The 20,357-nt window shown below is 71.1% G+C and carries 19 protein-coding genes; 8 read left to right on the plus strand and 11 right to left on the minus strand.

Annotation, left to right across the window (positions count from 1 at the left end):
• Positions 1-38: 38 nt before the first annotated feature.
• Positions 39-218 (minus strand): hypothetical protein, encoded by a 180-nt coding sequence (locus tag ACQEV8_RS18185; protein ID WP_184598063.1) that lies wholly within the window; start codon positions 216-218, stop codon positions 39-41.
• A 56-nt stretch (positions 219-274) separates the two neighbouring features.
• Here ACQEV8_RS18185 and ACQEV8_RS18190 point away from each other — a divergent pair, with 56 nt between their 5' ends.
• The 4 genes from ACQEV8_RS18190 (at position 275) to ACQEV8_RS18205 (ending at position 4,922) form a co-directional block, all read left to right on the plus strand.
• On the plus strand, positions 275-1,504 hold the full coding sequence (locus tag ACQEV8_RS18190) for a low temperature requirement protein A (RefSeq protein ID WP_432961409.1): 1,230 nt from the start codon (positions 275-277) through the stop codon (positions 1,502-1,504).
• A gap of 68 nt (positions 1,505-1,572) precedes the next feature.
• Positions 1,573-2,601, plus strand: a complete 1,029-nt coding sequence (locus tag ACQEV8_RS18195; protein ID WP_432961411.1) for a P1 family peptidase — start codon at positions 1,573-1,575, stop codon at positions 2,599-2,601.
• 177 nt (positions 2,602-2,778) lie between these two features.
• Complete coding sequence (locus tag ACQEV8_RS18200; RefSeq protein ID WP_432961413.1) at positions 2,779-3,996, plus strand: L,D-transpeptidase; 1,218 nt, start codon at positions 2,779-2,781, stop codon at positions 3,994-3,996.
• A 179-nt stretch (positions 3,997-4,175) separates the two neighbouring features.
• The gene (locus ACQEV8_RS18205; RefSeq protein WP_432961415.1) at positions 4,176-4,922 is read left to right on the plus strand and encodes a DUF6227 family protein; all 747 of its coding nucleotides are present in this window, start codon (positions 4,176-4,178) and stop codon (positions 4,920-4,922) included.
• Positions 4,923-4,935: 13 nt separating this feature from the next.
• Here ACQEV8_RS18205 and ACQEV8_RS18210 read toward each other — a convergent pair whose 3' ends face one another.
• The 5 genes from ACQEV8_RS18210 to ACQEV8_RS18230 form a co-directional block, all read right to left on the minus strand.
• Positions 4,936-5,097, minus strand: a complete 162-nt coding sequence (locus ACQEV8_RS18210; protein ID WP_432961417.1) for a hypothetical protein — start codon at positions 5,095-5,097, stop codon at positions 4,936-4,938.
• Positions 5,098-5,214: 117 nt separating this feature from the next.
• A complete protein-coding gene (locus ACQEV8_RS18215; protein WP_432961419.1) occupies positions 5,215-7,299 on the minus strand; it encodes a PTS fructose transporter subunit IIABC in 2,085 nt (694 codons plus the stop codon).
• Positions 7,300-7,447: 148 nt separating this feature from the next.
• Positions 7,448-8,395 (minus strand): 1-phosphofructokinase, encoded by a 948-nt coding sequence (gene pfkB / locus ACQEV8_RS18220; protein ID WP_432961421.1) that lies wholly within the window; start codon positions 8,393-8,395, stop codon positions 7,448-7,450.
• A complete protein-coding gene (locus ACQEV8_RS18225) occupies positions 8,392-9,153 on the minus strand; it encodes a DeoR/GlpR family DNA-binding transcription regulator (RefSeq protein ID WP_432961423.1) in 762 nt (253 codons plus the stop codon). The genes pfkB and ACQEV8_RS18225 overlap by 4 nt, the downstream gene beginning before the upstream one ends.
• 192 nt (positions 9,154-9,345) lie before the next feature.
• Positions 9,346-10,857 carry an MFS transporter gene (locus ACQEV8_RS18230; RefSeq protein ID WP_432961425.1) on the minus strand — a complete coding sequence of 504 codons (1,512 nt, stop codon included), beginning with the start codon at positions 10,855-10,857 and terminating at the stop codon, positions 9,346-9,348.
• A 62-nt stretch (positions 10,858-10,919) separates the two neighbouring features.
• Here ACQEV8_RS18230 and ACQEV8_RS18235 point away from each other — a divergent pair, with 62 nt between their 5' ends.
• Entirely contained in the window at positions 10,920-11,903 is a 984-nt protein-coding gene (locus ACQEV8_RS18235; RefSeq protein ID WP_432961427.1) for a helix-turn-helix transcriptional regulator, read from the plus strand.
• A gap of 12 nt (positions 11,904-11,915) precedes the next feature.
• Here ACQEV8_RS18235 and ACQEV8_RS18240 read toward each other — a convergent pair whose 3' ends face one another.
• Positions 11,916-12,575, minus strand: a complete 660-nt coding sequence (locus ACQEV8_RS18240; RefSeq protein WP_432961429.1) for a TetR/AcrR family transcriptional regulator — start codon at positions 12,573-12,575, stop codon at positions 11,916-11,918.
• Between the two features lie 371 nt (positions 12,576-12,946).
• Positions 12,947-13,945: a sigma-70 family RNA polymerase sigma factor gene (locus ACQEV8_RS18245; RefSeq protein ID WP_432961431.1), complete on the minus strand. Its 999-nt coding sequence runs from the start codon at positions 13,943-13,945 to the stop codon at positions 12,947-12,949.
• A gap of 193 nt (positions 13,946-14,138) precedes the next feature.
• Between ACQEV8_RS18245 and ACQEV8_RS18250 the strand changes: the two genes are divergently transcribed.
• Positions 14,139-14,657 (plus strand): N-acetyltransferase family protein, encoded by a 519-nt coding sequence (locus ACQEV8_RS18250; protein ID WP_432961433.1) that lies wholly within the window; start codon positions 14,139-14,141, stop codon positions 14,655-14,657.
• Positions 14,658-14,680: 23 nt separating this feature from the next.
• Here ACQEV8_RS18250 and ACQEV8_RS18255 read toward each other — a convergent pair whose 3' ends face one another.
• The gene (locus tag ACQEV8_RS18255) at positions 14,681-15,442 is read right to left on the minus strand and encodes a dioxygenase family protein (protein WP_432972779.1); all 762 of its coding nucleotides are present in this window, start codon (positions 15,440-15,442) and stop codon (positions 14,681-14,683) included.
• Positions 15,443-15,554: 112 nt separating this feature from the next.
• Here ACQEV8_RS18255 and ACQEV8_RS18260 point away from each other — a divergent pair, with 112 nt between their 5' ends.
• The gene (locus ACQEV8_RS18260) at positions 15,555-16,088 is read left to right on the plus strand and encodes a MarR family winged helix-turn-helix transcriptional regulator (RefSeq protein WP_432961435.1); all 534 of its coding nucleotides are present in this window, start codon (positions 15,555-15,557) and stop codon (positions 16,086-16,088) included.
• A 158-nt stretch (positions 16,089-16,246) separates the two neighbouring features.
• On the opposite strand, the gene ACQEV8_RS18265 is transcribed toward ACQEV8_RS18260, so the two are convergent.
• Together ACQEV8_RS18265 and ACQEV8_RS18270 are read right to left on the minus strand one after the other, a co-directional pair.
• On the minus strand, positions 16,247-17,788 hold the full coding sequence (locus ACQEV8_RS18265) for an MFS transporter (RefSeq protein WP_432961437.1): 1,542 nt from the start codon (positions 17,786-17,788) through the stop codon (positions 16,247-16,249).
• Between the two features lie 150 nt (positions 17,789-17,938).
• Entirely contained in the window at positions 17,939-18,583 is a 645-nt protein-coding gene (locus tag ACQEV8_RS18270) for a TetR/AcrR family transcriptional regulator (RefSeq protein WP_432961439.1), read from the minus strand.
• A gap of 505 nt (positions 18,584-19,088) precedes the next feature.
• On the opposite strand from ACQEV8_RS18270, the gene ACQEV8_RS18275 reads away from it, so the two are divergent.
• Positions 19,089-20,336 (plus strand): M6 family metalloprotease domain-containing protein, encoded by a 1,248-nt coding sequence (locus ACQEV8_RS18275; RefSeq protein WP_432961441.1) that lies wholly within the window; start codon positions 19,089-19,091, stop codon positions 20,334-20,336.
• Positions 20,337-20,357: the final 21 nt, after the last annotated feature.

Genomic DNA, 20,357 nt, shown 5'->3' on the forward strand with positions numbered 1-20,357 from the left:
TGGGACTGCCCGGCTCAGATGTGGTGGGGCCGCCCGGCTCAGATGTGGTGGGGCGGCTTCTCGTCGAGGAAGCGCTTGAGGTCGGCCGCGCCGCCTCCGGAGTCCGTGCGCTCGCCCCAGCCGCGGTCGGTGTCGTCGGAGGACTGCTGGTCGAGCGGGTCGTCGAAGACCAACGCGGGCTTCGGCGCGCGCGGCTCGGGATCGGGGGCGCTACTCATGCGTCCAGGGTACGGTCGCGGAGAAAAACCTCGCGCCTTCTGTTGTGCTGGGAATCATGACGCCCAGCCCCATTCCCCCGCCCGTCCCCTCCGGCCGGCCCGGCGACTGGGGACCGCTGCGCAAGCTCAGGGCCCGCGGACGCGACGAGGCGCACCGGACGGCCTCGCCGCTGGAGCTCTTCTTCGACCTGTGCTTCGTCGTGGCCGTCGCCCAGGCGGGCATCCAGCTGGTGCACTCCGTGGCCGAGGGCCATGCGGGCGAGGGGATCCTCGACTACGCGATGGTGTTCTTCGCCGTCTGGTGGGCGTGGATGAACTTCTCATGGTTCGCCTCGGCGTACGACAACGACGACGTGCTGTACCGGGTCGTCACGCTGGTGCAGATCGCGGGTGTGCTGGTCCTCGCGGCGGGGGTCTCGAAGGCGTTCGAGGAGCACGACTACTTCGTGGTCTGGCTGGGCTACGTGATCATGCGACTGGCCCTGGTGACGCAGTGGCTGCGGGCGGCCCGCGCCGCCGAGGGCCCGGAGCGGACGACGGCCCTGCGCTACGCCGGCGGGGTGCTGCTGTGCCAGGTCGGCTGGCTGGGTCTGCTGCTCCTGCCCGAGGACGCCCGGCCCTGGTGGTTCCTGGTGATGGCGCTGCTGGAGATGTGCGTGCCGCTCTTCGCGGAGCGGGGCCACCCCACGGCCTGGCACCCCCGCCATATCGCGGAGCGCTACGGACTGTTCACCATCATCGTGCTCGGCGAGACGATCGCCGCGGCCACGATCGCCGTGAAGTCCGGCATCGACGAGAACGACGCGCTGGGCGAGCTCCTCCCCATCGCGTCGGGCGGGCTGCTGATCATCTTCGCCGCGTGGTGGCTCTACTTCGTGGTGCCCATCCACGGCCATCTGCGGTCCAACCGGCAGGCGTTCGTGTGGGGCTACGGCCACTACGTGGTCTTCGCCTCGGCGGCCGCGGTCGGGGCCGGACTGGAGGTGGCGGTGGAGCAGACGGTCGGCAAGGCGCACATCTCCACGCTGGCGGCGTCGGCCGCCGTGACCCTGCCGACGGCCCTGTATCTGCTGACCGTGTGGGCCCTGCACTCGCGTCACTTCAAGGCGGGCATCACCCAGCAGCTGGTGCTGCCGGCGACGGCACTGCTGGTGATCTGCTGCACGTTCCTGGGTGACTGGGCGGTGCTCGCGGCGGGCGTGGTCTGCGCGCTGTCGGTGGTGGCGGGAGAGGCGCTGGCAGCGCGCCCGGCGAGGACCCATGCCTCGTCGAGCCTGACCGGCTGACCGCGCCGACCGGCCCGGCAGCGCCCGGTACGCCCGCGACGGCCGACGACTGGACAACACTGGGCGCCATGACAGTTGAAGCTCTGACGGATGTCTCCGGTCTGCGCGTGGGGCACGCGACTCGCGCCGGCGACGGCTGGCTCACGGGCACCACGGTCGTGCTCGCTCCGGAGGGCGGGGCCGTGGCCGCCGTGGATGTGCGGGGCGGTGGCCCCGGGACCAAGGAGACGGACGCGCTCGACCCGCGCAACGTGGTGCGGAAGGTCGAGGCGATCGTGCTGACCGGCGGCAGCGCCTACGGGCTGGACGCGGCCTCGGGGGTGATGGCCTGGCTGGAGGAACGGGGGCGCGGGATCCGGGTCGGGGCGGACCCGGCGCATGTCGTGCCGGTGGTGCCCGCCGCCTGTGTCTTCGATCTGGGGCGGGGCGGCGACTTCCGGGCCCGGCCGGACGCGGCCACCGGCCGGGCCGCGGTCGAGGCGGCGGCGGCGAGCGAGCTGGGCGCGCGGGTGGCCCAGGGCTGCGTGGGCGCCGGCACCGGTGCGGTGACCGGGGTGGTGAAGGGCGGCATCGGCAGCGCGAGCACGGTGCTCGGCTCGGGTGTCACGGTGGCCGCGCTGGTGGTGGCCAACGCGGCGGGTTCGACGGTGGATCCGGAAACGGGGGTGCTGTACGGGGAGTTGTTCCAGGGGCGGGTGGTGTACCCGGAGGCGGAGGTGCACGCGGCGGCACAGCGGCTCCTCGCCGAGACGGCCGAGAGGAGTTCTCCTCCGCCGCTCAACACCACGCTCGCGGTGGTCGCCACGGACGCGGATCTGTCGAAGGCGCAGGCACAGAAGCTGGCCGGCACGGCTCACGACGGCATCGCCCGCGCGGTGCGGCCGGTGCACCTCCTCAACGACGGCGACACGGTGTTCGCTCTGGCGACGGGAGACCGCGCCCTGGACGCCGCGGACCCTCTCGCCCTCAACGAGGTCCTCGCGGCGGGAGCCGATGTGGTGACCCGGGCGATCGTGCGGGCGGTGCGCGCCGCCGGGCCGGTCGACGGTCCTGGCGGGGCGTGGCCGTCGTACGGGGAGTTGTACGCGGGCCGCTGAGCGGGCCGCTGAGGAGGCGGGCTCCCACAGCGGCCCCACAGAGATGCCGGACATTGTCGCGGCCATGTAACGGTGATGTCGTTCCTGGCGGCCGGACGCAACCCGAACGGCCCCCGGGTCCCTCTTCCTTCACGTACTGGAGCGGATCACTCACATCACACGAACTGGGAGCAGCCCGTGACAAGGCCGGACATTGCTGCGCGGCGCACACTGGGGGCCTGTGCCGCCCTGATGGTCGGCGCCCTGACGCTCACCGCCTGTGGTGGCAGCGCCAACGCCAAGGACGACGCCAAGGGCGGCGAGGGCACGGGCAACACATCCGTCGCGAAGATCGCCATCTCGGCGAAGGACGGTTCGACGGGCGCGTCCATCAACTCGACCGGCGTGAAGGTCAGCGACGGGAAGCTGACCGACGTGAAGATGACGGTGGCGGGTGACGGCCAGGCCGTGTCGGGCTCGATCTCCTCCGACGGCAAGGCGTGGAAGCCGAAGGAGCAGTTGGAGCGCGGCACGAAGTACCAGATATCGGCGACCGCGAAGGACACGGACGGACGGACGGCCGCGGCCAACTCGATCTTCACGACGGTGTCGTCGTCGAACAGCTTCATCGGGACGTACACGCCGGACGACGGCACCACGGTCGGCGCGGGCATGCCGGTGTCGTTCACCTTCGACAAGGCCATCACCGAGCGGAAGGCCGTGCAGTCGCGCATCACGGTCACCTCCAGCAGCGGGCAGAAGGTGGTCGGGCACTGGTTCAACGGGCAGCGGCTCGACTTCCGGCCCGAGGAGTACTGGAAGGCCGGCTCCAAGGTCACGATGAAGATCGACCTGGACGGGGTGGAGGGCGCGAACGGCGTCTACGGCGTGCAGAAGAAGACGGTCACCTTCACCGTCGGGCGCTCGCAGGTCTCCACGGTCGACGTCAACACGCAGACCATGACGGTGGTCCGGGACGGCAAGACCATCAAGACGATCCCGATCTCGGCGGGCAGCCCGGAGCACACCACGTACAACGGGCAGATGGTGATCTCGGAGAAGTTCACGCAGACCCGGATGAACAGCCGCACGGTCGGTCTCGGCGGGGAGTACGACATCCCGGACGTGCCGCACGCGATGCGCCTGACGACGTCCGGCACGTTCATCCACGGCAACTACTGGTACAACAAGGGCAATCCGCCCTTCGGACGCCAGGGCACCAGCCACGGCTGCGTCGGCCTCGCGGACGTCCAGGGCGCCGGAGGCAGCACGCCCTCCAAGTGGTTCTACGACAACTCCCTCATCGGCGACGTGGTGATCGTGAAGAACTCCCCCGACAAGACGGTGTCGCCGGACAACGGGCTCAACGGCTGGAACATGGACTGGAGCCAGTGGGTCGCGGGCAGCGCGTCCTGATCGGCTGAACATCCGCCCCAACTGGGGTTTTTGACGGACCGACCGGGCCGCGCGGGAACTTTTCGCGCGGCCCGCGCGTTTTCCCGGACGTACGTTTTCTCGGTTCCCGGACATGATGTCCGACCGAGGGGCTACGGTATGCACCCACAAGGTGACATGCAGCAACGCCGGGAGAAACCTTGAGCGTTCCGTACGAGACGGCAGCGTACGAACCCCACGACTCGCCCGAGTCTCCGGAGGAGCACCTCGCGCGACTCCTCGGCCGCGCCCTGAACTCCTTCGAGCTACCGGACGAGACGATAAGGCGGCTGGACTGCGCCCTGGCACACGACGGTTCGCTGCACTCCGCGCACCACAGCGCGGGCCTGCACCGGGAGACGTACCGGCACACCTGGCTGCTCGCCGACGGGTCGGCGCTCACCCTCTGGGAGCTCGCCCACAACACCGCTCCGGGCAGCGAACCGCAGCACGAGGTCTATGTGGACGAGGAGGAGCTGCGGGCCGCGACCGCGCGTCTGCCGCTGCCGCCGGACACGCCCGACTTCGAGCTGCCGGTGACGGTGCAGCTGTCACCGGTTCCCGCACCCCGTCACGCCTACGCCGGCGACGACTCGGCTGACCACGCCCGCCGTTTACTGCGCCGGGCGGAGAACACGGACCGGCCGGGCGCGGACACAGCGGCTCTGCTGGCCACGGCGTCCGGCCACCGGATCACTCAGGCCTTCGGCCGTCCCTGCCGCGCCGGCCGGGCGGGGCTGTGCTTCTCGCTCTACGAGCACGCGTTCCTGCTGGGTGACGGCGAGGAGCTCTCCCTGTGGGAGGTCGAGCACACGGCGACGCCGGACGGGCGGCACATGTGCGAGGTGTACGTCAGCGAGGACGCGGCGCGTGAGGCGATGGAGCGGCGGGCGGCGCAGCTGTCCTGAACGCCTCGGTCGCCTAGACGCCCCGGCCTCCGCCCAACTGGCGCGCCAGCTCGGTGAAGGCGTCTCTCTCCTCCGTGGTGAGCTCCACGGACTCCGACCGGGGGCCTGTCTGCCGCTGTTGCGGGAGAGCGGGGAGGGAGTGGCCGTCGGGCCACCCGGAGAGGTGCTCAGGCATGCGCTCCAGTAGACACCACGGCCCGGGACTTCGGTCCCGGGCCGTGATTTTCGTGATCTATCTCGCAGGTGGCGTGAACGGCTCACACGACCCGAAAGGGACGGACCGCGACGGGTGTCACGCCGCCACCGGCTGCTTGGTCTCCGCCGCCGGGGCCGCGGTTCCCTCGCCGGGTGCCGCGGTGGCCCCCGGGGCCTGCTTGCGCATGCCCTTCAGGACGATCACCAGGGCCGTCGTGACGCAGACGCCCGCGGCGATGGCGACCAGGTAGAGCAACGGGTTGCCGATCAGCGGGACCACGAAGATGCCGCCGTGCGGAGCGCGCAGGGTGGCGCCGAAGGCCATCGACAGGGCGCCGGTGATCGCGCCGCCCGCCATGGAGGCCGGGATGACGCGCAGCGGGTCCGCCGCTGCGAACGGGATCGCGCCCTCGGAGATGAAGGAGGCGCCGAGCACCCAGGCGGCCTTGCCGTTCTCGCGCTCGGTCTGGTTGAAGAGCTTGCCGCGCACGGTCGTGGCCAGGGCCATCGCCAGCGGGGGCACCATACCGGCCGCCATGACCGCCGCCATGATCTTCATCGCGGAGTCGCTGGGGTCGGAGACCGCGATACCGGCCGTGGCGAAGGTGTAGGCGACCTTGTTGACCGGGCCGCCGAGGTCGAAGCACATCATCAGGCCGAGGAGGGTGCCGAGCAGGATGGCGTTGGCGCCGGACAGGCTGTTCAGCCAGTCGGTCATGCCCTTCTGCGCCTCGGCGATGGGCTTGCCGATGACGACGAACATCAGGAACCCGACGATCGCCGAGGAGATCAGCGGGATCACCACCACCGGCATGATGCCGCGCAGAGCCGCCGGGATGTTCACCTTCTGGATCGCGATGACCACGCCACCGGCGATCAGACCGGCCGCGAGGCCCCCGAGGAACCCGGCGTTGATGGTCAGGGCGATCGAGCCGCCGACGAAGCCGGGCACGAGTCCGGGCCGGTCGGCCATGCCGTAGGCGATGTAGCCGGCCAGGACCGGGACGAGGAAGCCGAAGGCGACGCCGCCGATCTGGAAGAGCAGGGCCGCCCAGCTGTCGGCCTGCGTCCACAGGAAGTGGTCCATCACCGACGGGGCCTTGTTGACCTTGTAGCCGCCGATCGCGAACCCGAGGGCGATGAGCAGACCGCCCGCCGCGACGAACGGGACCATGTAACTGACGCCGGACATCAGCCACTTGCGCAGCTTGGTGCCGTAGCCCTCGCCGGAGTCGCCGGTGCGCTCGACGGGGGTGGTGCCCGGGGAACCGGAAGAGACCTCGCCGCGCGCGGCCTTCTCCCGGACCTCGGCGATGAGTTCGGCGGGGCGGTTGATGCCCGCCTTCACACCGACGTCGACGGTCGGCTTGCCGGCGAACCGGTCCTTCTCCCGTACGGAGACGTCGTGGGCGAAGATCACGCCGTCCGCCGCCGCGATGACCTCCGGGTCGAGGCGGGTGAAACCGGCCGAGCCCTGTGTCTCGACGGTGACCTCGACGCCCGCCTCATGGCCGGCGTTCTCCAGCGACTCCGCCGCCATGTAGGTGTGGGCGATGCCGGTGGGACAGGAGGTGACGGCGACGATGCGGAACGGGCGGTCCGGCGCATCGACGGTGGCGGCGGCGTCGGCGGTGACCGTGGCGACGGCGTCGGCGTCGGCGGTGACCGTGGCGGCGGCGGGAGAGGCCGCTCCCGCCGACGCCACGGTGTCTTCGGCTGCTGCCGCAGCGGGTTCGGCGGGCTCGTCGCCGCGGATCAGCGCAGCCGCGGCCGCCGCGTCGCCCACCGAGCGCAGCGCGTCGGTGAACTCCGTGTTCATCAGCTGCCGGGCCAGCGACGACAGGATCGTCAGATGGGCGTCGTCGGCGCCGGCCGGCGCGGCGATCAGGAAGATCAGGTCGGCGGGGCCGTCCGTCGCGCCGAAGTCGATGCCGTCGGAGCTGCGCCCGAAGGCGAGCGTCGGCTCGGTGACGTGCTCGCTGCGGCAGTGCGGGATGCCGATGCCGCCGTCGAGGCCGGTGGGCATCTGGGCCTCGCGGGCGGCCACGTCGGCGAGGAAGCCGTCCAGGTCGGTCACCCGGCCCAGGGCCACCATGCGCTCGGCGAGGGCACGCGCCGCCGCTTCCTTGGTGTCGGCGGACAGGTCGAGATCGACCAGGTCCGCGGTGATCATGTCGCTCATCGCGGGCTCCTTAGCTCGCGTATCGCCCGGTGGGTGGGGTGGGCGGGGGAAGGGACGGGGGTGCTGCGGTGGGGGGTGACGAGGGTGGCGGCGGGGAGTAACGGCGAGGCCCGCCGCTCAGGGGCCGATTCGTGCGGTTCGAGGTACGTCATGACACCGGCTCCTTCAGCACACGGTCCACAGGGACCTCCGCCGTGACCGTCACCGCCGCCGTGTCCAGGTCACCCGGCGTCGGCATGACGCTGCCGGGCAGCTGGACGGCCGCCGCGCCGTGGGCGACCGCGGAGGCGAGGGCGTCCGGGCCGCTGCCGCCCGCGATCAGGAAACCGGCGAGGGAGGAGTCACCGGCGCCCACGTTGCTGCGGACGGTGTCCACACGGGCGCTGCCGAACCAGGCGCCCTCGTCGCAGACCAGCAGCTGCCCGTCGGCGCCGAGACTCGCGAGCACGGCCCGGGCTCCCATGGCGCGCAGTTCCTCGGCCGCCTTCACGGCGTCGCCGACGGTGGCGAGAGGGCGGCCGACGGCTCCGCCGAGTTCCTCGGCGTTCGGCTTGACCACGTCGGGCCGCTCGCGGAGCGCCTCCAGCAGCGCGGGCCCGGAGGTGTCCAGGGCGATCCGGGCACCGGCGGCGTGGGTGCGGGCGACCAACTCGGCGTACCAGGAGGGGGCGAGGCCGCGCGGGAGGCTGCCGCAGCAGGCGATCCAGGCGGCGTCGCCGGACTGCTGCCGTACGGTCTCCAGGAGCAGTTCCCGCTCGGCCTCGGACAGTTCCGGACCCGGTGCGTTGATCTTCGTCAGGACGCCGTCGGCCTCGGCGAGGGCGATGTTGGAGCGCGTGGCCCCGGCGACGGGGACCGGTGCGACCTCGATGCCCTGCTTGTCGAGCAGGTCGGCGACGAGCGCGCCCGGGGCGCCGCCCAGGGGCAGGACCGCCACGGTGCGCTGTCCGGCCGCGGCGACCGCGCGCGAGACGTTCACGCCCTTGCCGCCCGGGTCCATCCGCTCGCCGGTGGCGCGGATGACCTCGCCGCGGTCGAGGGACGGCACCTCGTAGGTGCGGTCCAGTGACGGGTTGGGGGTGACGGTGAGGATCATGCGCGCACTACTTCCGTGCCGCCGCGCTCGATGGCGACGGCGTCTTCGGGGCTCAGCCCGCTGTCGGTGATCAGCAGGTCCACATCGCTCAGGTCGCCGAAGCGGGCGAAGTGCTCCTGGCCGTGCTTGGAGGAGTCGGCGATCAGGACCACCCGGCGGGCGGCGGCCACGGCCGCCCGCTTCACGGCGGCCTCGGCGAGGTCGGGGGTGGTCAGACCGTGTTCGGCGGAGAAGCCGTTGGCGGCCACGAACAGCACGTCGGCGCGGATCTCGCCGTACGCCCTGAGCGCCCAGGCGTCCACGGCGGCGCGTGTACGGTGCCGCACGCGCCCTCCGATGAGGTGGAGCTGGATGCCGGGGTGGTCGGCCAGGCGGGCGGCGATGGGCAGGCTGTGCGTGACGACGGTGAGGGAGGCCTCCAGCGGGAGCGCGGCGGCCATCTTGGCCACCGTCGTACCGGCGTCGAGGATCATGGTGCCCTCGCTCGGCAGTTCCGCGAGGGCCGCCTTGGCGATGCGGTCCTTCTCGTCGGCCGCCGCGGTCTCGCGCTCGGCGATGTCCGGCTCGAAGTCGAGACGCCCGACCGGGATGGCTCCGCCGTGCACCCGGCGGACCAGGCCGGCCCGGTCGAGGGCCTTCAGATCCCGGCGGATCGTCTCCGCCGTCACCTGGAACTCCTCGGCCAGCGACACGACATCCACTCGGCCGCCGTCACGGGCGAGCCGGAGGATCTCCTGCTGCCGCTCCGGTGCGTACATGTCTGTTCGCCTCCGCCTCATGCCCGAACGTGTGGTTTCAGCGGGAGGCTACGCCGAGATTTCTGGGAAGTAAACAGGTTCGGGCCTAATCGGGCATGATCGGAAACAGAAACGGGCCCGGCACCCTATGAGGTGCCGGGCCCGTGACGCCGCTGTCCCCACTGCCGGAAGCCGGCCGTCAGAACCCCGCTGTCAGACCAGCGCCGGTTCCTTCTCCTCCGTCGGCAGCTCCTCACCCTCCACGTGCTGCGCCGGCCGCTTCGGCAGGGCGAACATCAGCAGGAAGATGACGGCCATCACCGCGGCCACCCAGCCGAGCGCGTTCTGGAAGGCGTTGGCAAAGGCCGGGCCCACCTGGTCCCGGCTCAGGTGGTCGCTGATCGAGCCGAAGAACACGACCGACACCAGCCCGAGCCCGAGGGCGTTGCCCATCTGCTGCACGGTGTTGATCAGGCCGGAGGCCGAGCCGGAGTGCTCGCGCGGCACCTCGGAGAGGATCGCGTCCGTCAGCGGCGCGACGATCAGGCCCATGCCGACGCCCATCACGACCAGCGGGAGGGCCATCTGCCAGGAGGTGATGGCGAGGCCGTAGTGCCCGGACTCCCAGATGTAGAGCAGCACCCCGGCCGCCATCACCAGCGCGCCCGCCTGGAGCACCTTGCGCCCGAAGCGCGGGACCAGCAGCTGCACGGACATCCCGGCGGCCGCCGACACGGCGATCGAGAACGGCACCCCGGTCAGCCCGGCCTTGAGCGGGCTCCAGCCCAGCCCGAACTGCATGTACATCGTCCACACGAGGAAGAAGATGCCGAGCGCGACCCCGAAGACCGTCTGCACGGCGATCCCGGCCGCGAAGCTCTTGACCCGGAACAGCGACAGCTCGACCAGCGGGGAACCGTCCCGGGCGGCCTTCCGCTTCTCGTACGCCACCAGCGCCGCGAGGACGACGAGCGAGCCGGCCATCGAGACGTATCCCCACAGCGGCCAGCCCAGCTCACGGCCGCGGATGAGCGGGTAGAGCAGCATCAGCAGGCCCAGCGTCACGAGCGCGACACCCACCAGGTCCAGCTTCAGGGCCCGCGGCGCCTTGGACTCGGTGATGAACCGGCTGCCGAGGATCAGGCCCGCGACCCCCACGGGCAGGTTGATCAGGAAGATCGAGCGCCATTCCCAGCCGAACAGGTTCCACTCGGTCAGCAGCGCGCCCAGCAGTGGACCGGACACGGCCCCGAGACCGACGACCGCGCCGAACAGCCCGAACACCTTGCCCCGCTCGTGCGCCGGGAAGGTCGCGTGCACGATCGACAGCACCTGCGGCACCATCAGCGCCGCCATACCGCCCTGCAGGAACCGCGAGGCCACCAGCATCTCCGGGTTCACCGCGAGGCCGCACAGCGCGGAGGCGACGGTGAAGCCGCCGATGCCGAGAAGGAAGATCCGCTTGCGGCCGTGGATGTCGCCGAGCCGTCCGCCGGTGATCAGTCCGGCGGCGAAGGCGAGGGCGTATCCGGCGGTGATCCACTGGATCTCGCTGAAGGACGCGCCCGACTCCCGCCTGATCGACGGGATGGCGATGTTGACGATCGTGACGTCGACGAGGTCCATGAAAGCCGCGGTCATCACGATCGCGAGGGCGAACCAGCGGCGGCGGTCGGTCCCGCCGCCGTCGCCCGTGGTGCCGGGGGTGGTGTCAGTGGAGGTCATGCATCGAAACTAGGGGGTCATTAGGTCGGATCATGTCCTAGTGGTGCGCCATCCTCGTCGGTATGACGACGGACACACCGGCCCGGCTGCTCACGCTCCTCTCCCTCCTCCAGACGCCCCGCGAATGGCCCGGCGGCGAGCTCGCCGACCGGCTCCGGGTCTCCCGCCGCACGGTCCGGCGGGACATCGACCGGCTGCGCGAACTGGGCTATCCCGTGCAGGCGACCAAGGGTGCCGACGGCGGCTACCGGCTGGTCGCCGGCAAGGCCATGCCGCCGCTCGTCCTCGACGACGAGGAGGCCGTGGCCATCGCGGTCGGGCTTCGTGCCGGGGCGGGGCACGCGGTGGAGGGCCTGGACGAGGCGTCGGTGCGGGCGCTGGCCAAGCTGGAGCAGGTGCTGCCGGGCCGGCTGCGCCACCGCGTGACAACCCTGCAGGCCGCGACCATGCCGCTGACCAGCGGGGACGGCCCCAGCATCGCACCCGAGACGCTGACCGTGATGGCCTCGACCGTCGCCGGGCACGAGCGACTGCGGTTCGCCTACCGGGCGGCGGACGGCACCGGGTCGCGACGCCTGACAGAGCCGTACCGGCTGGTCTCGACGGGCCGCCGCTGGTACCTGGTGGCGTATGACATCGACCGCGACGACTGGCGCACGTTCCGCGTCGACCGGGTCAGCGAACCGTTCGCCACGGGGGCCCGGTTCGTACCGCGCGAGTTGCCGACGGGCAGCGCGGCGGAATTCCTCCGGCAGTCGATGCAACGGCAGCACCAGACCTACGACTTCGAGGTCACCTTCGCCGCACCGGCCGACTTCATCGCCGCCCGGGTACCGAAGTGGCTCGGCACGCCCGAGCCGTTGGACGACGGCAGCTGCCGGCTGCGGGGGTCCGCAGGGGACCAGATGCAGTGGTTGGCCTTCCGGCTGGCGATGCTGGAGTGCGACTTCGTGGTCCGGGAGCCTGCGGAACTCGTGCGGGCCGTCAGAGAGTTGGGGGCGCGGCTGAGCAAGGCGGCCGGGGACGGGGACATCGGCAGGGCATGACCCCCGGCGGCGTCACGCCTCCCACGGAAAGTCCCGCAACGCCGCCAGATTCCGCGACGCGAGTTCCGCCGGCCCTCCTGGGCCCTCCGCCGGGCCGTCCCCTTCGGCCCAGGCCTCCAGGGCGGCGCGCACGGCGGCACCGGCGACGGCGGCGGCGAAGCGCGGCCCTGGTGCGGAGGCAACGTTGTCGTCGCCCCGCCCGGCCCCGGTCGCCCGTTCCGCCAGCACCTCCCCCAGCATCCGCTCCGACGATTGGCAGACCTCCGCCCACACCCGGCGCAGGGACGGGTTCGCCTCGGCGAGGCGCAGGAGTGTGCGGACCCACTCCCACGAGGACGCCGAGACGCCGATGCCCGGGGTGAGGGTGTGGCGGGCGCCCTGCTCCAGGGCCTGGAGCACGCTCGCGTCGGCCGGGGCGGCGCGCACCGCCGCCACCCAGCGCTGGGCGCCGGCCGCGTAGAGCGGGGCGACGGCCTCCTCCTTGGTGGCGAAGTACCGGTAGAAGGTGCGCGGGGCGATACCGGCGGCCTGGGCGATGTCCTCCGCGCGGGTGGCGCGCAGGCCGTGCCGGACGAAGAGGCCCGCCGCCGCCCGGGCGATCTCCATCCGTGTCTCGGCCTTCCGCCGCTCGGTCAGCGAGGCTTGGGGCTGGGTCGGGGTGGTGCTGCTCACGCCCGGCAGGCTATGCCCATGTGACACAATCTGCCATCTGGCGGGCCACCCCGTGGTTCAGGTACGGGGTGCCCCGCCCTCCAGGCACCCCGCGCCCGCGCGAGGCACCGGCACGAAAAGAGCCGGACCCCGGCGCCCGGGGGAGGGGCGCCGAAGTCCGGCCTTGGGAGAGTCCCGGCGCCGGGGGAGTGCGACGGGACTTGGTTCGAGGGGGCCGAGGGGTGTGGGCCCCGGGCCCGAACTGGTGGACCCGGAAGTCTTGTTCCCCGAGTCCTTCGGGTTAAGCGGCGATACAACGCCATGTTTGCGCGGTCTTTCGCCACCCGGCGTACGCGGTGTCACCCATCACGCAGCCGGGCGCGAACCAGGCGTCACGCCGCCGCGTCGAAACCGGTGCTGCGCGCCAGCTTCTTCAGCTCCAGCAGTGCGTGCTTCTCGATCTGCCGGATGCGCTCACGGGTCAGGCCGTGCTCCTTGCCGACCTCGGTCAGCGTGCGCTCCCGGCCGTCCTCGATGCCGTAGCGCATCTTGATGATGGAGGCCGTGCGCTGGTCGAGGCGGCCGATGAGGTCGTCGAGCTCCTCGCTGCGCAGCAGCGTGAGCACCGACTGCTCGGGCGACACCGCGGAGGTGTCCTCCAGGAGGTCGCCAAACTGGGTCTCGCCCTCGTCGTCCACCGACATGTTCAGCGAGACCGGGTCGCGGGCCCAGTCGAGCACATCGGTGACACGCTCCGGCGTGGAGCCGAGCTCGGCGGCGATCTCCGTCGGCTCCGGGTCCCGGCCGTGCTCGCGGTTGAACTCGCGCTGCACACGGCGGATCCGGCCGAGCTCCTCCACGAGGTGGACGGGCAGGCGGATCGTGCGGGACTGGTCGGCTATCGAGCGGGTGATGGCCTGGCGGATCCACCACGTCGCGTACGTGGAGAACTTGAAGCCCTTGCGGTAGTCGAACTTCTCGACCGCGCGCACCAGGCCGGCGTTGCCCTCCTGGATCAGGTCCAGCAGCGGCAGACCGCTGCGGGGGTAGCGGCGGGCGACGGCGACGACCAGGCGGAGGTTGGAGCGGATGAAGATGTCCTTGGCCCGCTCCGCGTCGGCCATCAGGGCCTCGAGTTCGTCACGGGTGGCGTCGGCCTTGGTGTCCTCGAACCCGTCGAGGACCTGCCGCGCGAACACACCCGCCTCGATGACCTGTGACAGCTCGACCTCCTTGGCGGCGTCGAGCAGTGGTGTGCGCGCTATTTCGTCAAGATACATGCCGACCAGGTCGCGGTCGGCGATCTCGCCGCCATGGGCGCGAACACTGCTTGCCGCGTCGGCCGTCTCGCCGGTGGCGGACTTACGACGGGCGACGGCACGGGTTGCCATGCGTGCTCCCTTGCGATGGTGAGGTCAGCGGGCGGTCCTTCGGACGCTGGACTCCGTCTCCGGGACTCTCCGGACTCTCCTCGGGTGCCCTGCATCCGATGGAAACAACGACTGGAATCAGGACAGAATTCCCAACCCGTCCCCTGATTTTCCTGATCATGCAGTACCCTGTCTGGCCACCTGGGGAGGCACGATGCCGTCGGAACGTACAGAGGTGCAGGTCAGACCGGGAGTCGAGGCCGACCTCGAAGCTCTCACAGCCCTCTACAACCACTATGTACGTGAGACAGCGATCACATTCGATACCGCGATCTTCACTCCGGAAGAGCGCCGCCCTTGGCTGCTCTCCCACCCAGTAGACGGCCCGCACCGCCTGATGGTTGCCACGGGCACCAACTCACAGGAGATTCTGGGCTACGCCACATCCAGCCCTTACCGCCAGAAGCCCGCTTATGCCACCTCGGTGGAGACGACCGTGTACGTCGCCCCGCACGCGGGCCGCCGCGGCGTCGGCACCCTCCTGTACGAGGCCCTCTTCGAGGCCCTGTCCGGCGAAGACCTGCACCGCGCCTACGCCGGCATCGCCCAGCCGAACGAGGCGTCCGGGCGGCTGCACGAGCGTTTCGGTTTCCAGTACGTCGGTACGTACCGGGAGGTCGGCCGCAAGTTCGACCGCTACTGGGACGTGGCCTGGTACGAGAAGCCGCTGTAGCCCCCGGACCCTTGAGGTTGATTTCAGCCGAACTGCACCGACCGCTTGGCCAGCCCCATCCAGAACCCGTCGATCACCGACTTCTGCGCGTCCAGCTCACCGGCCGCGTCGGCGGCGCCCATGGTCACGAACAGCGGGGCGAAGTGCTCGGTGCGCGGGTGGGCGAGCCGCCCCGCGGGCGATGTGCGGGTGAAGTCGAGCAGGGCGTCCACGTCCCGCGCCTCCAGCGCCCGCCGGCCCCAGTCGTCGAACTCCGCCGACCAGCCGGGGATGCCGCCCTGCCGGAGCGCGGCCAGGTTGTGGGTGAAGAAGCCGGAGCCGACGATCAGCACGCCCTCGTCCCGCAGCGGGGCGAGCCTGCGACCGATCTCCATGAGCCGGACCGGGTCGAGGGTCGGCATGGAGACCTGGAGGACCGGGATGTCGGCCTCCGGGTACATCTCGACCAGCGGGACGTACGCGCCGTGGTCGAGGCCACGGTCGGGGACGTCCTGGACGGGCATACCGGGGGCGCGCAGCAGCTTCCGTACCGACTCGGCGAGCTCCGGTGCGCCGGGAGCCTCGTACCTCACGCGGTAGTAGTGCTCGGGGAAGCCCCAGAAGTCGTAGACGAGGGGGACGGTCTCGGTGGCGCTGAGGGCGAGCGGGGCCTCCTCCCAGTGGGCGGAGACCATCAGGATCGCCTTGGGGCGCGGCAGTCCGGCGGACCAGGCGGCCAGTTCACCGGGCCAGAGCGGGTCGTCGGCCAGTGGCGGGGCGCCGTGGCTGAGGTACAGAGCGGGCATGCGCTCCTGGGTGGCGGCGGACATACTGCGACTCCCTCCAGAATGGTTCCCTGACAAAACTGTACGGGCCATTTGTTTAATCTTCAAGGAGGGGCCACGTAGAGTGGAACACATGAAGGCACCCGCATCCGCACCGACACCGGCCTCCGGCCAGGAACCCCACGAAACGCGCTGGCTCACCGACGAGGAGCAGCGCGTCTGGCGCTCGTTCATGGAGGGCGTCACCCTCCTCGACGACCATCTCGACCGTCAGCTCCAGCGCGACGCGGGCATGCCGCACGTCTACTACGGCCTTCTGGTCAAGCTCGCCGAGGCGCCCCGGCGGCAACTGCGGATGACCGAGCTCGCCATGCTGGCGAAGATCACCCGCTCCCGCCTCTCACACGCCATCGCGCGTCTGGAGAAGAACGGCTGGGTGCGCCGCGAGGACTGCCCCGACGACAAGCGGGGCCAGTTCGCCGTGCTCACGGAAGAGGGCTTCGAGGTGCTGCGGCAGACCGCCCCGGGCCATGTGGAGGCCGTACGGCAGGCGGTCTTCGACCGGCTCTCCCCGGAACAGCAGAAGTCCCTCGGCGAGATCATGAGGATCGTCGCCGAGGGACTTCAGCCGACCGAAGCGGGTGCGGACCTGCCCTGGCTCCGCTGAGCCGGGGCAGGTCCTGGAATCCATAGGTACGAGGCGTCCCCTTCCTCGTGCCTACGGGTGGCCCGAAGGGGTTCTTCAAGTGCCCGAAGGGGTTTCTCCGGGCAGGTCGCCAGTGGGCGACGACCGGGGTACCCGAAGGGGTTTCTCCGGGCACCTCGTCAGTGGGCGACGACCGGGATCTGCACCTCGTCGTCCACGCCGGAGTCCGAGCCGGTCACCGTGGAACTGCCCGGACGGCCCGCGTTGACGAAGGTCAGGGCGATCGCGGCGGCCACGACGAGGATGCCGACGGCGAACCAGATGGCGCTCGTGTAGCCCTTCACCATGCCCTCCAGCTGGACCAGCTGCTGCTGGGACCGGCTGGTCGCCCCCACGATGTGGTCGGCGATGTACGACGTCGTCGCCGAGGCGGCGATGGTGTTCAGCAGGGCGGTACCGATGGCGCCGCCCACCTGCTGCGAGGTGTTGACCATCGCGGAGGCGACACCGGAGTCCCGGGGCTCGACGCCCTGGGTGGCCAGGGACATGGCCGGCATGAACGCCGTACCCATGCCGAGGCCGAGCAGCAGCATCGCCGGCAGCAGCAGGGCCGCGTACGAGGAGCCGATCTCCAGCTGGGTCAGCAGCAGCATGCCGAGCGCGGCGACCAGGAAGCCGGGGCCCATCAGCAGGCGCGGCGCGACCCGGGTCATCAGGCGGGTGCCGATCTGGGTCGAGCCCGTGATCATGCCCGCGATCATCGGCAGGAAGGCGAACCCGGTCTTGACCGGCGAGTATCCCTTCACGATCTGCAGGTAGTAGGTCAGGAAGAGGAACAGGCCGAACATCGCGATGATCGCGAGCCCGAGGGAGAGGTAGACACCGCCGCGGTTGCGCTCGGTGACCACGCGCAGCGGCAGCAGCGGGGCCTTGACCTTGGCCTCGACGAGCACGAAGGCCAGCAGCAGCACCGCGGAGGCGACGAACATGCCGACGGTCACGGAGTCGCTCCAGCCGTCGGACTCGGCGCGGGTGAAGCCGTAGACCAGGGCGACCAGGCCGAGAGTGGACAGGATCACGCCGGGGATGTCGAGCGACGAACGGTTGCGGCCGCCCTCCGGCTCACGGATGACGAAGTACGCACCGGCCGCGGCGACGATGGCGAACGGGATGTTCACGAAGAACGTCCAGCGCCAGTCCAGGTACTCGGTGAGGAAGCCGCCCAGGATCAGACCCACGGCACCGCCGCCACCCGCGATCGCGCCGTAGATGCCGAACGCCTTGGCGCGCTCCTTGGCGTCGGTGAACATCACGGCGAGGAGCGACAGCGCGGCGGGCGCGAGCAGCGCACCGAAGACGCCCTGGAGGGCGCGGGCGCCGAACATCATCGCCTCGTTGGTGGCCGCGCCGCCGAGCGCGGAGGCCGCGGCGAAGCCGCCGAGCCCGACGACGAAGGCCTTCTTACGGCCCCACAGGTCGGCTATCCGGCCGCCGAACAGCAGCAGACCGCCGAAGGCGAGGGCGTAGGCCGTGACGACCCACTGCCGGTTGCCGTCGGAGATGCCCAGGTCCTGCTGGGCGGAGGGCAGGGCGATGTTCACGATGGTGGCGTCCAGGACGACCATCAGCTGGGCGAGCGCGATGAAGACGAGCGCTTTCCAGCGGCCGGCGTCCGGCGCGGCGGCCGGATTACCGAGTGCCTTTGAGGCTGTTTCAGACATGGGGGTACCCACTTCGGGACTTCGTGACGGAAAGAGATGTCGAGGGACGGCGGATCGTCCACGAGGACGGCCGCAGGGACTGTCGTCTTGGCTACAGACGGATGGGACGCGCTGAACTAATCGGTCAACTGAATCGGTCAACTGAATCGGTCAAGGCCGGCGCAGATCCTCCAGGGTCACGGCCGTGCCCGGCAGTACGGAGCGAGCGGGAGCCCGCAGCCCGTCCAGGAACAGCTGAAGATGGCGGTGGACGAAGGGGTCGGCACGGAAGCAGTCCGTCCCGGCCGGGGGCCGGCTGAGCTGGGCCACGGCGATCATGACGTCTCCGACGTCCACGTCGGAGCGGAGCTGCCCGGCGGCGCGGGCACGGTCCATGACCTCGGCGACCTGGCTCTCGACCCGTTCGCGCGCGGCTTCCAGATCCGGGTGGTGCTGGTCGAACGTGCTGGAGACCATCGGGCACAGCGCGCTGATCCGCTCGTCGGCGGCGGCGTGCACGAAGCGCTCCAGCGCCTCGAACGCGTCGCCGGTCTCGGCGAGCGCGAGCTCGGCCGCGGCGGCCGTACGGTCCATGACGGAGCAGACGACCTCGCGGACCAGCGCGTCGCGGTCCGGGAAGTTGCGGTACACCGTGGCGTTGCCGACGCCGGCCCGGCGTGCGATCTCGTCGAGCGGCACCTCGGGGCCGTGCTCGACGAACATCTCCCGGGCGGCGGTGACGATCCGCTCCCGGTTGCGCAGGGCGTCGGCGCGAGGCCGGGGCACCTTGCGCTGTTCGGGGGTGGCGGTCTGCACGGCGTACTCCTGGCTGGCTGAGGTATGCGGTGGGCTGTCTGCAATGTTTCGCGATCCGGGGAGCGGGTCCCCGCTTCGCTCTGACACATGGCTAAACGGGGACTGGGTCCCCGGTATTTCCCGTAGCCGGGCTTTTTCTTTGTGACCTGGATCACAAGCACCCCCTGGGGGCGCTACTGGCGGGAAACCCACGATCGGTCTCTTCCAACGCGCGCCCCCATCCGCCGCAACGCAGGGTGAGCGAAAGGGTGCAGCCGGAGACCGGCGGCTGCCGTGGCGCGGGAGGTCCTGCATGCAGCCGCAGCCTCAGCGACCCCGGCGGCCGGGGGCGGCGGGGTCGCTCGGCCCGGGCCGTACGCAACAGGCAGGCTCGGGTCGTACGCAGCAGGCTGGCCCAGGGCATACGCAGCAGGTCGGCCCGGGTCCCACGCAGCAGGCCTGCTCGGGCCGAACGCCGCCGCCCCGCCGTCGGATACCCCGGCGCCGGGTGGCCGCCCTGGCCTGCGTGACCGCCCTGACCTTCTCGGTCAGCACCTCCGCCGGCACGGGCCACCTCACCGCCGGCGCCACGACGGCCGGAGCCGGCCCGGTCTCCCTGTCCCGCACCTCCTCGCACGGCCCCTGCCTGATCCGCGGCGCCCGCGAGGTCCAGATGTCCGAGGGCATCCCCACCTCCGACGGCTACTCCCGCTCCACCGGCACCGTCCGCGCCCTCACTCTGATGATCGACTTCTCCGACGCCCCCGGCGACGGCGACGCCCTGGACCGCTTCCGGGAGTTCTTCCCGCAGACCCGCGAGTGGTTCCGCACCAGCTCCTACGGCCGCCTCGACTACCGCCCCGAGACCCCGATCCCGGGGTGGCTGCGGATGCCGAAGTCCTTCCGCGAGTACGGCATAGAGCGCGGCGCCCCCTTCGACCCCGGCTACCGCACGCTGGTCCAGGACCTCGTGGCCGCGGCCGACCCCAAGGTGGACTTCCGCGCGTACGACCTGGTGAACGTGCTGGTCACCCCGAACGCCGGCCCCTCCGCCCTCGACACGGTCCTGTCCGTCACCTTCGCCGGCAACCCCGAGGCCCCGACGGCCGACGGCACTCCCGTGGCCAACGCCTCGTTCGTCTACTCCCGCCAGGACGACGGTTCCGGCTCCTACGACCGCAACGGCTACCGCGTACTCCCCCACGAGAACGGCCATGTCTTCGGCCTGCCCGACCTGTACACCGCCGAGGGCGGGGGCGCGGTCGGCCACTGGGACATCATGAGCGAGGACTGGGGCGCCAACAACGACTTCCTCGGCTGGCACAAGTGGAAGCTGGGCTGGCTCGACTCGGCGCAGGTCCACTGCGTGGCGACCCCCGGCACCACGGAGTACACCCTGACCCCGCTGGCCAGCGCCGGCGGCTCCAAGCTGGTCGTCCTGCCCCTGGACAGCGCGACCGGCTACGCCGTGGAACTGCGCACCCGCGCGGGCAACGACGAGACGGTGTGCCGTCCGGGCGTCCTGATCTACAAGGTCGACGCGCGGGTGGACACGGGCATGGGCCCGGTCACCGTCCACGACTCCCGCCGCGACAGCGGCGGCTGCACCCGCGCGCCGAACGTCCACGCGGAACTGTCGGACGCGCCGTTCACGCCCGGGGAGACGTTCCGGGATCCGGGCAAGGGAGTGGAGATCGAAGTGGCGGGGGTGGATCTGGAGGGGGGAGGAGGAGGTGCGGGCGGGTACCGGGTGCGGGTGACAAGGGGGTTGTGAGCTGCTGGCGGATGACAGCCA

The sequence above is a fragment of the Streptomyces sp. CA-179760 genome (genome assembly GCF_050937045.1).
Taxonomy (GTDB): domain Bacteria; phylum Actinomycetota; class Actinomycetes; order Streptomycetales; family Streptomycetaceae; genus Streptomyces.

What these genes read in the sequence shown, in the direction of transcription:
- ACQEV8_RS18185 (WP_184598063.1), bottom strand. Translation starts at nt 218, where the DNA reads ATGAGTAGCGCCCCCGATCCCGAGCCGCGCGCGCCGAAGCCCGCGTTG.
- ACQEV8_RS18190 (WP_432961409.1), top strand. Translation starts at nt 275, where the DNA reads ATGACGCCCAGCCCCATTCCCCCGCCCGTCCCCTCCGGCCGGCCCGGC.
- ACQEV8_RS18195 (WP_432961411.1), top strand. Translation starts at nt 1,573, where the DNA reads ATGACAGTTGAAGCTCTGACGGATGTCTCCGGTCTGCGCGTGGGGCAC.
- ACQEV8_RS18210 (WP_432961417.1), bottom strand. Translation starts at nt 5,097, where the DNA reads ATGCCTGAGCACCTCTCCGGGTGGCCCGACGGCCACTCCCTCCCCGCT.
- ACQEV8_RS18215 (WP_432961419.1), bottom strand. Translation starts at nt 7,299, where the DNA reads ATGAGCGACATGATCACCGCGGACCTGGTCGATCTCGACCTGTCCGCC.
- pfkB (WP_432961421.1), bottom strand. Translation starts at nt 8,395, where the DNA reads ATGATCCTCACCGTCACCCCCAACCCGTCACTGGACCGCACCTACGAG.
- ACQEV8_RS18225 (WP_432961423.1), bottom strand. Translation starts at nt 9,153, where the DNA reads ATGTACGCACCGGAGCGGCAGCAGGAGATCCTCCGGCTCGCCCGTGAC.
- ACQEV8_RS18230 (WP_432961425.1), bottom strand. Translation starts at nt 10,857, where the DNA reads ATGACCTCCACTGACACCACCCCCGGCACCACGGGCGACGGCGGCGGG.
- ACQEV8_RS18235 (WP_432961427.1), top strand. Translation starts at nt 10,920, where the DNA reads ATGACGACGGACACACCGGCCCGGCTGCTCACGCTCCTCTCCCTCCTC.
- ACQEV8_RS18245 (WP_432961431.1), bottom strand. Translation starts at nt 13,945, where the DNA reads ATGGCAACCCGTGCCGTCGCCCGTCGTAAGTCCGCCACCGGCGAGACG.
- ACQEV8_RS18250 (WP_432961433.1), top strand. Translation starts at nt 14,139, where the DNA reads ATGCCGTCGGAACGTACAGAGGTGCAGGTCAGACCGGGAGTCGAGGCC.
- ACQEV8_RS18255 (WP_432972779.1), bottom strand. Translation starts at nt 15,442, where the DNA reads ATGCCCGCTCTGTACCTCAGCCACGGCGCCCCGCCACTGGCCGACGAC.
- ACQEV8_RS18260 (WP_432961435.1), top strand. Translation starts at nt 15,555, where the DNA reads ATGAAGGCACCCGCATCCGCACCGACACCGGCCTCCGGCCAGGAACCC.
- ACQEV8_RS18265 (WP_432961437.1), bottom strand. Translation starts at nt 17,788, where the DNA reads ATGTCTGAAACAGCCTCAAAGGCACTCGGTAATCCGGCCGCCGCGCCG.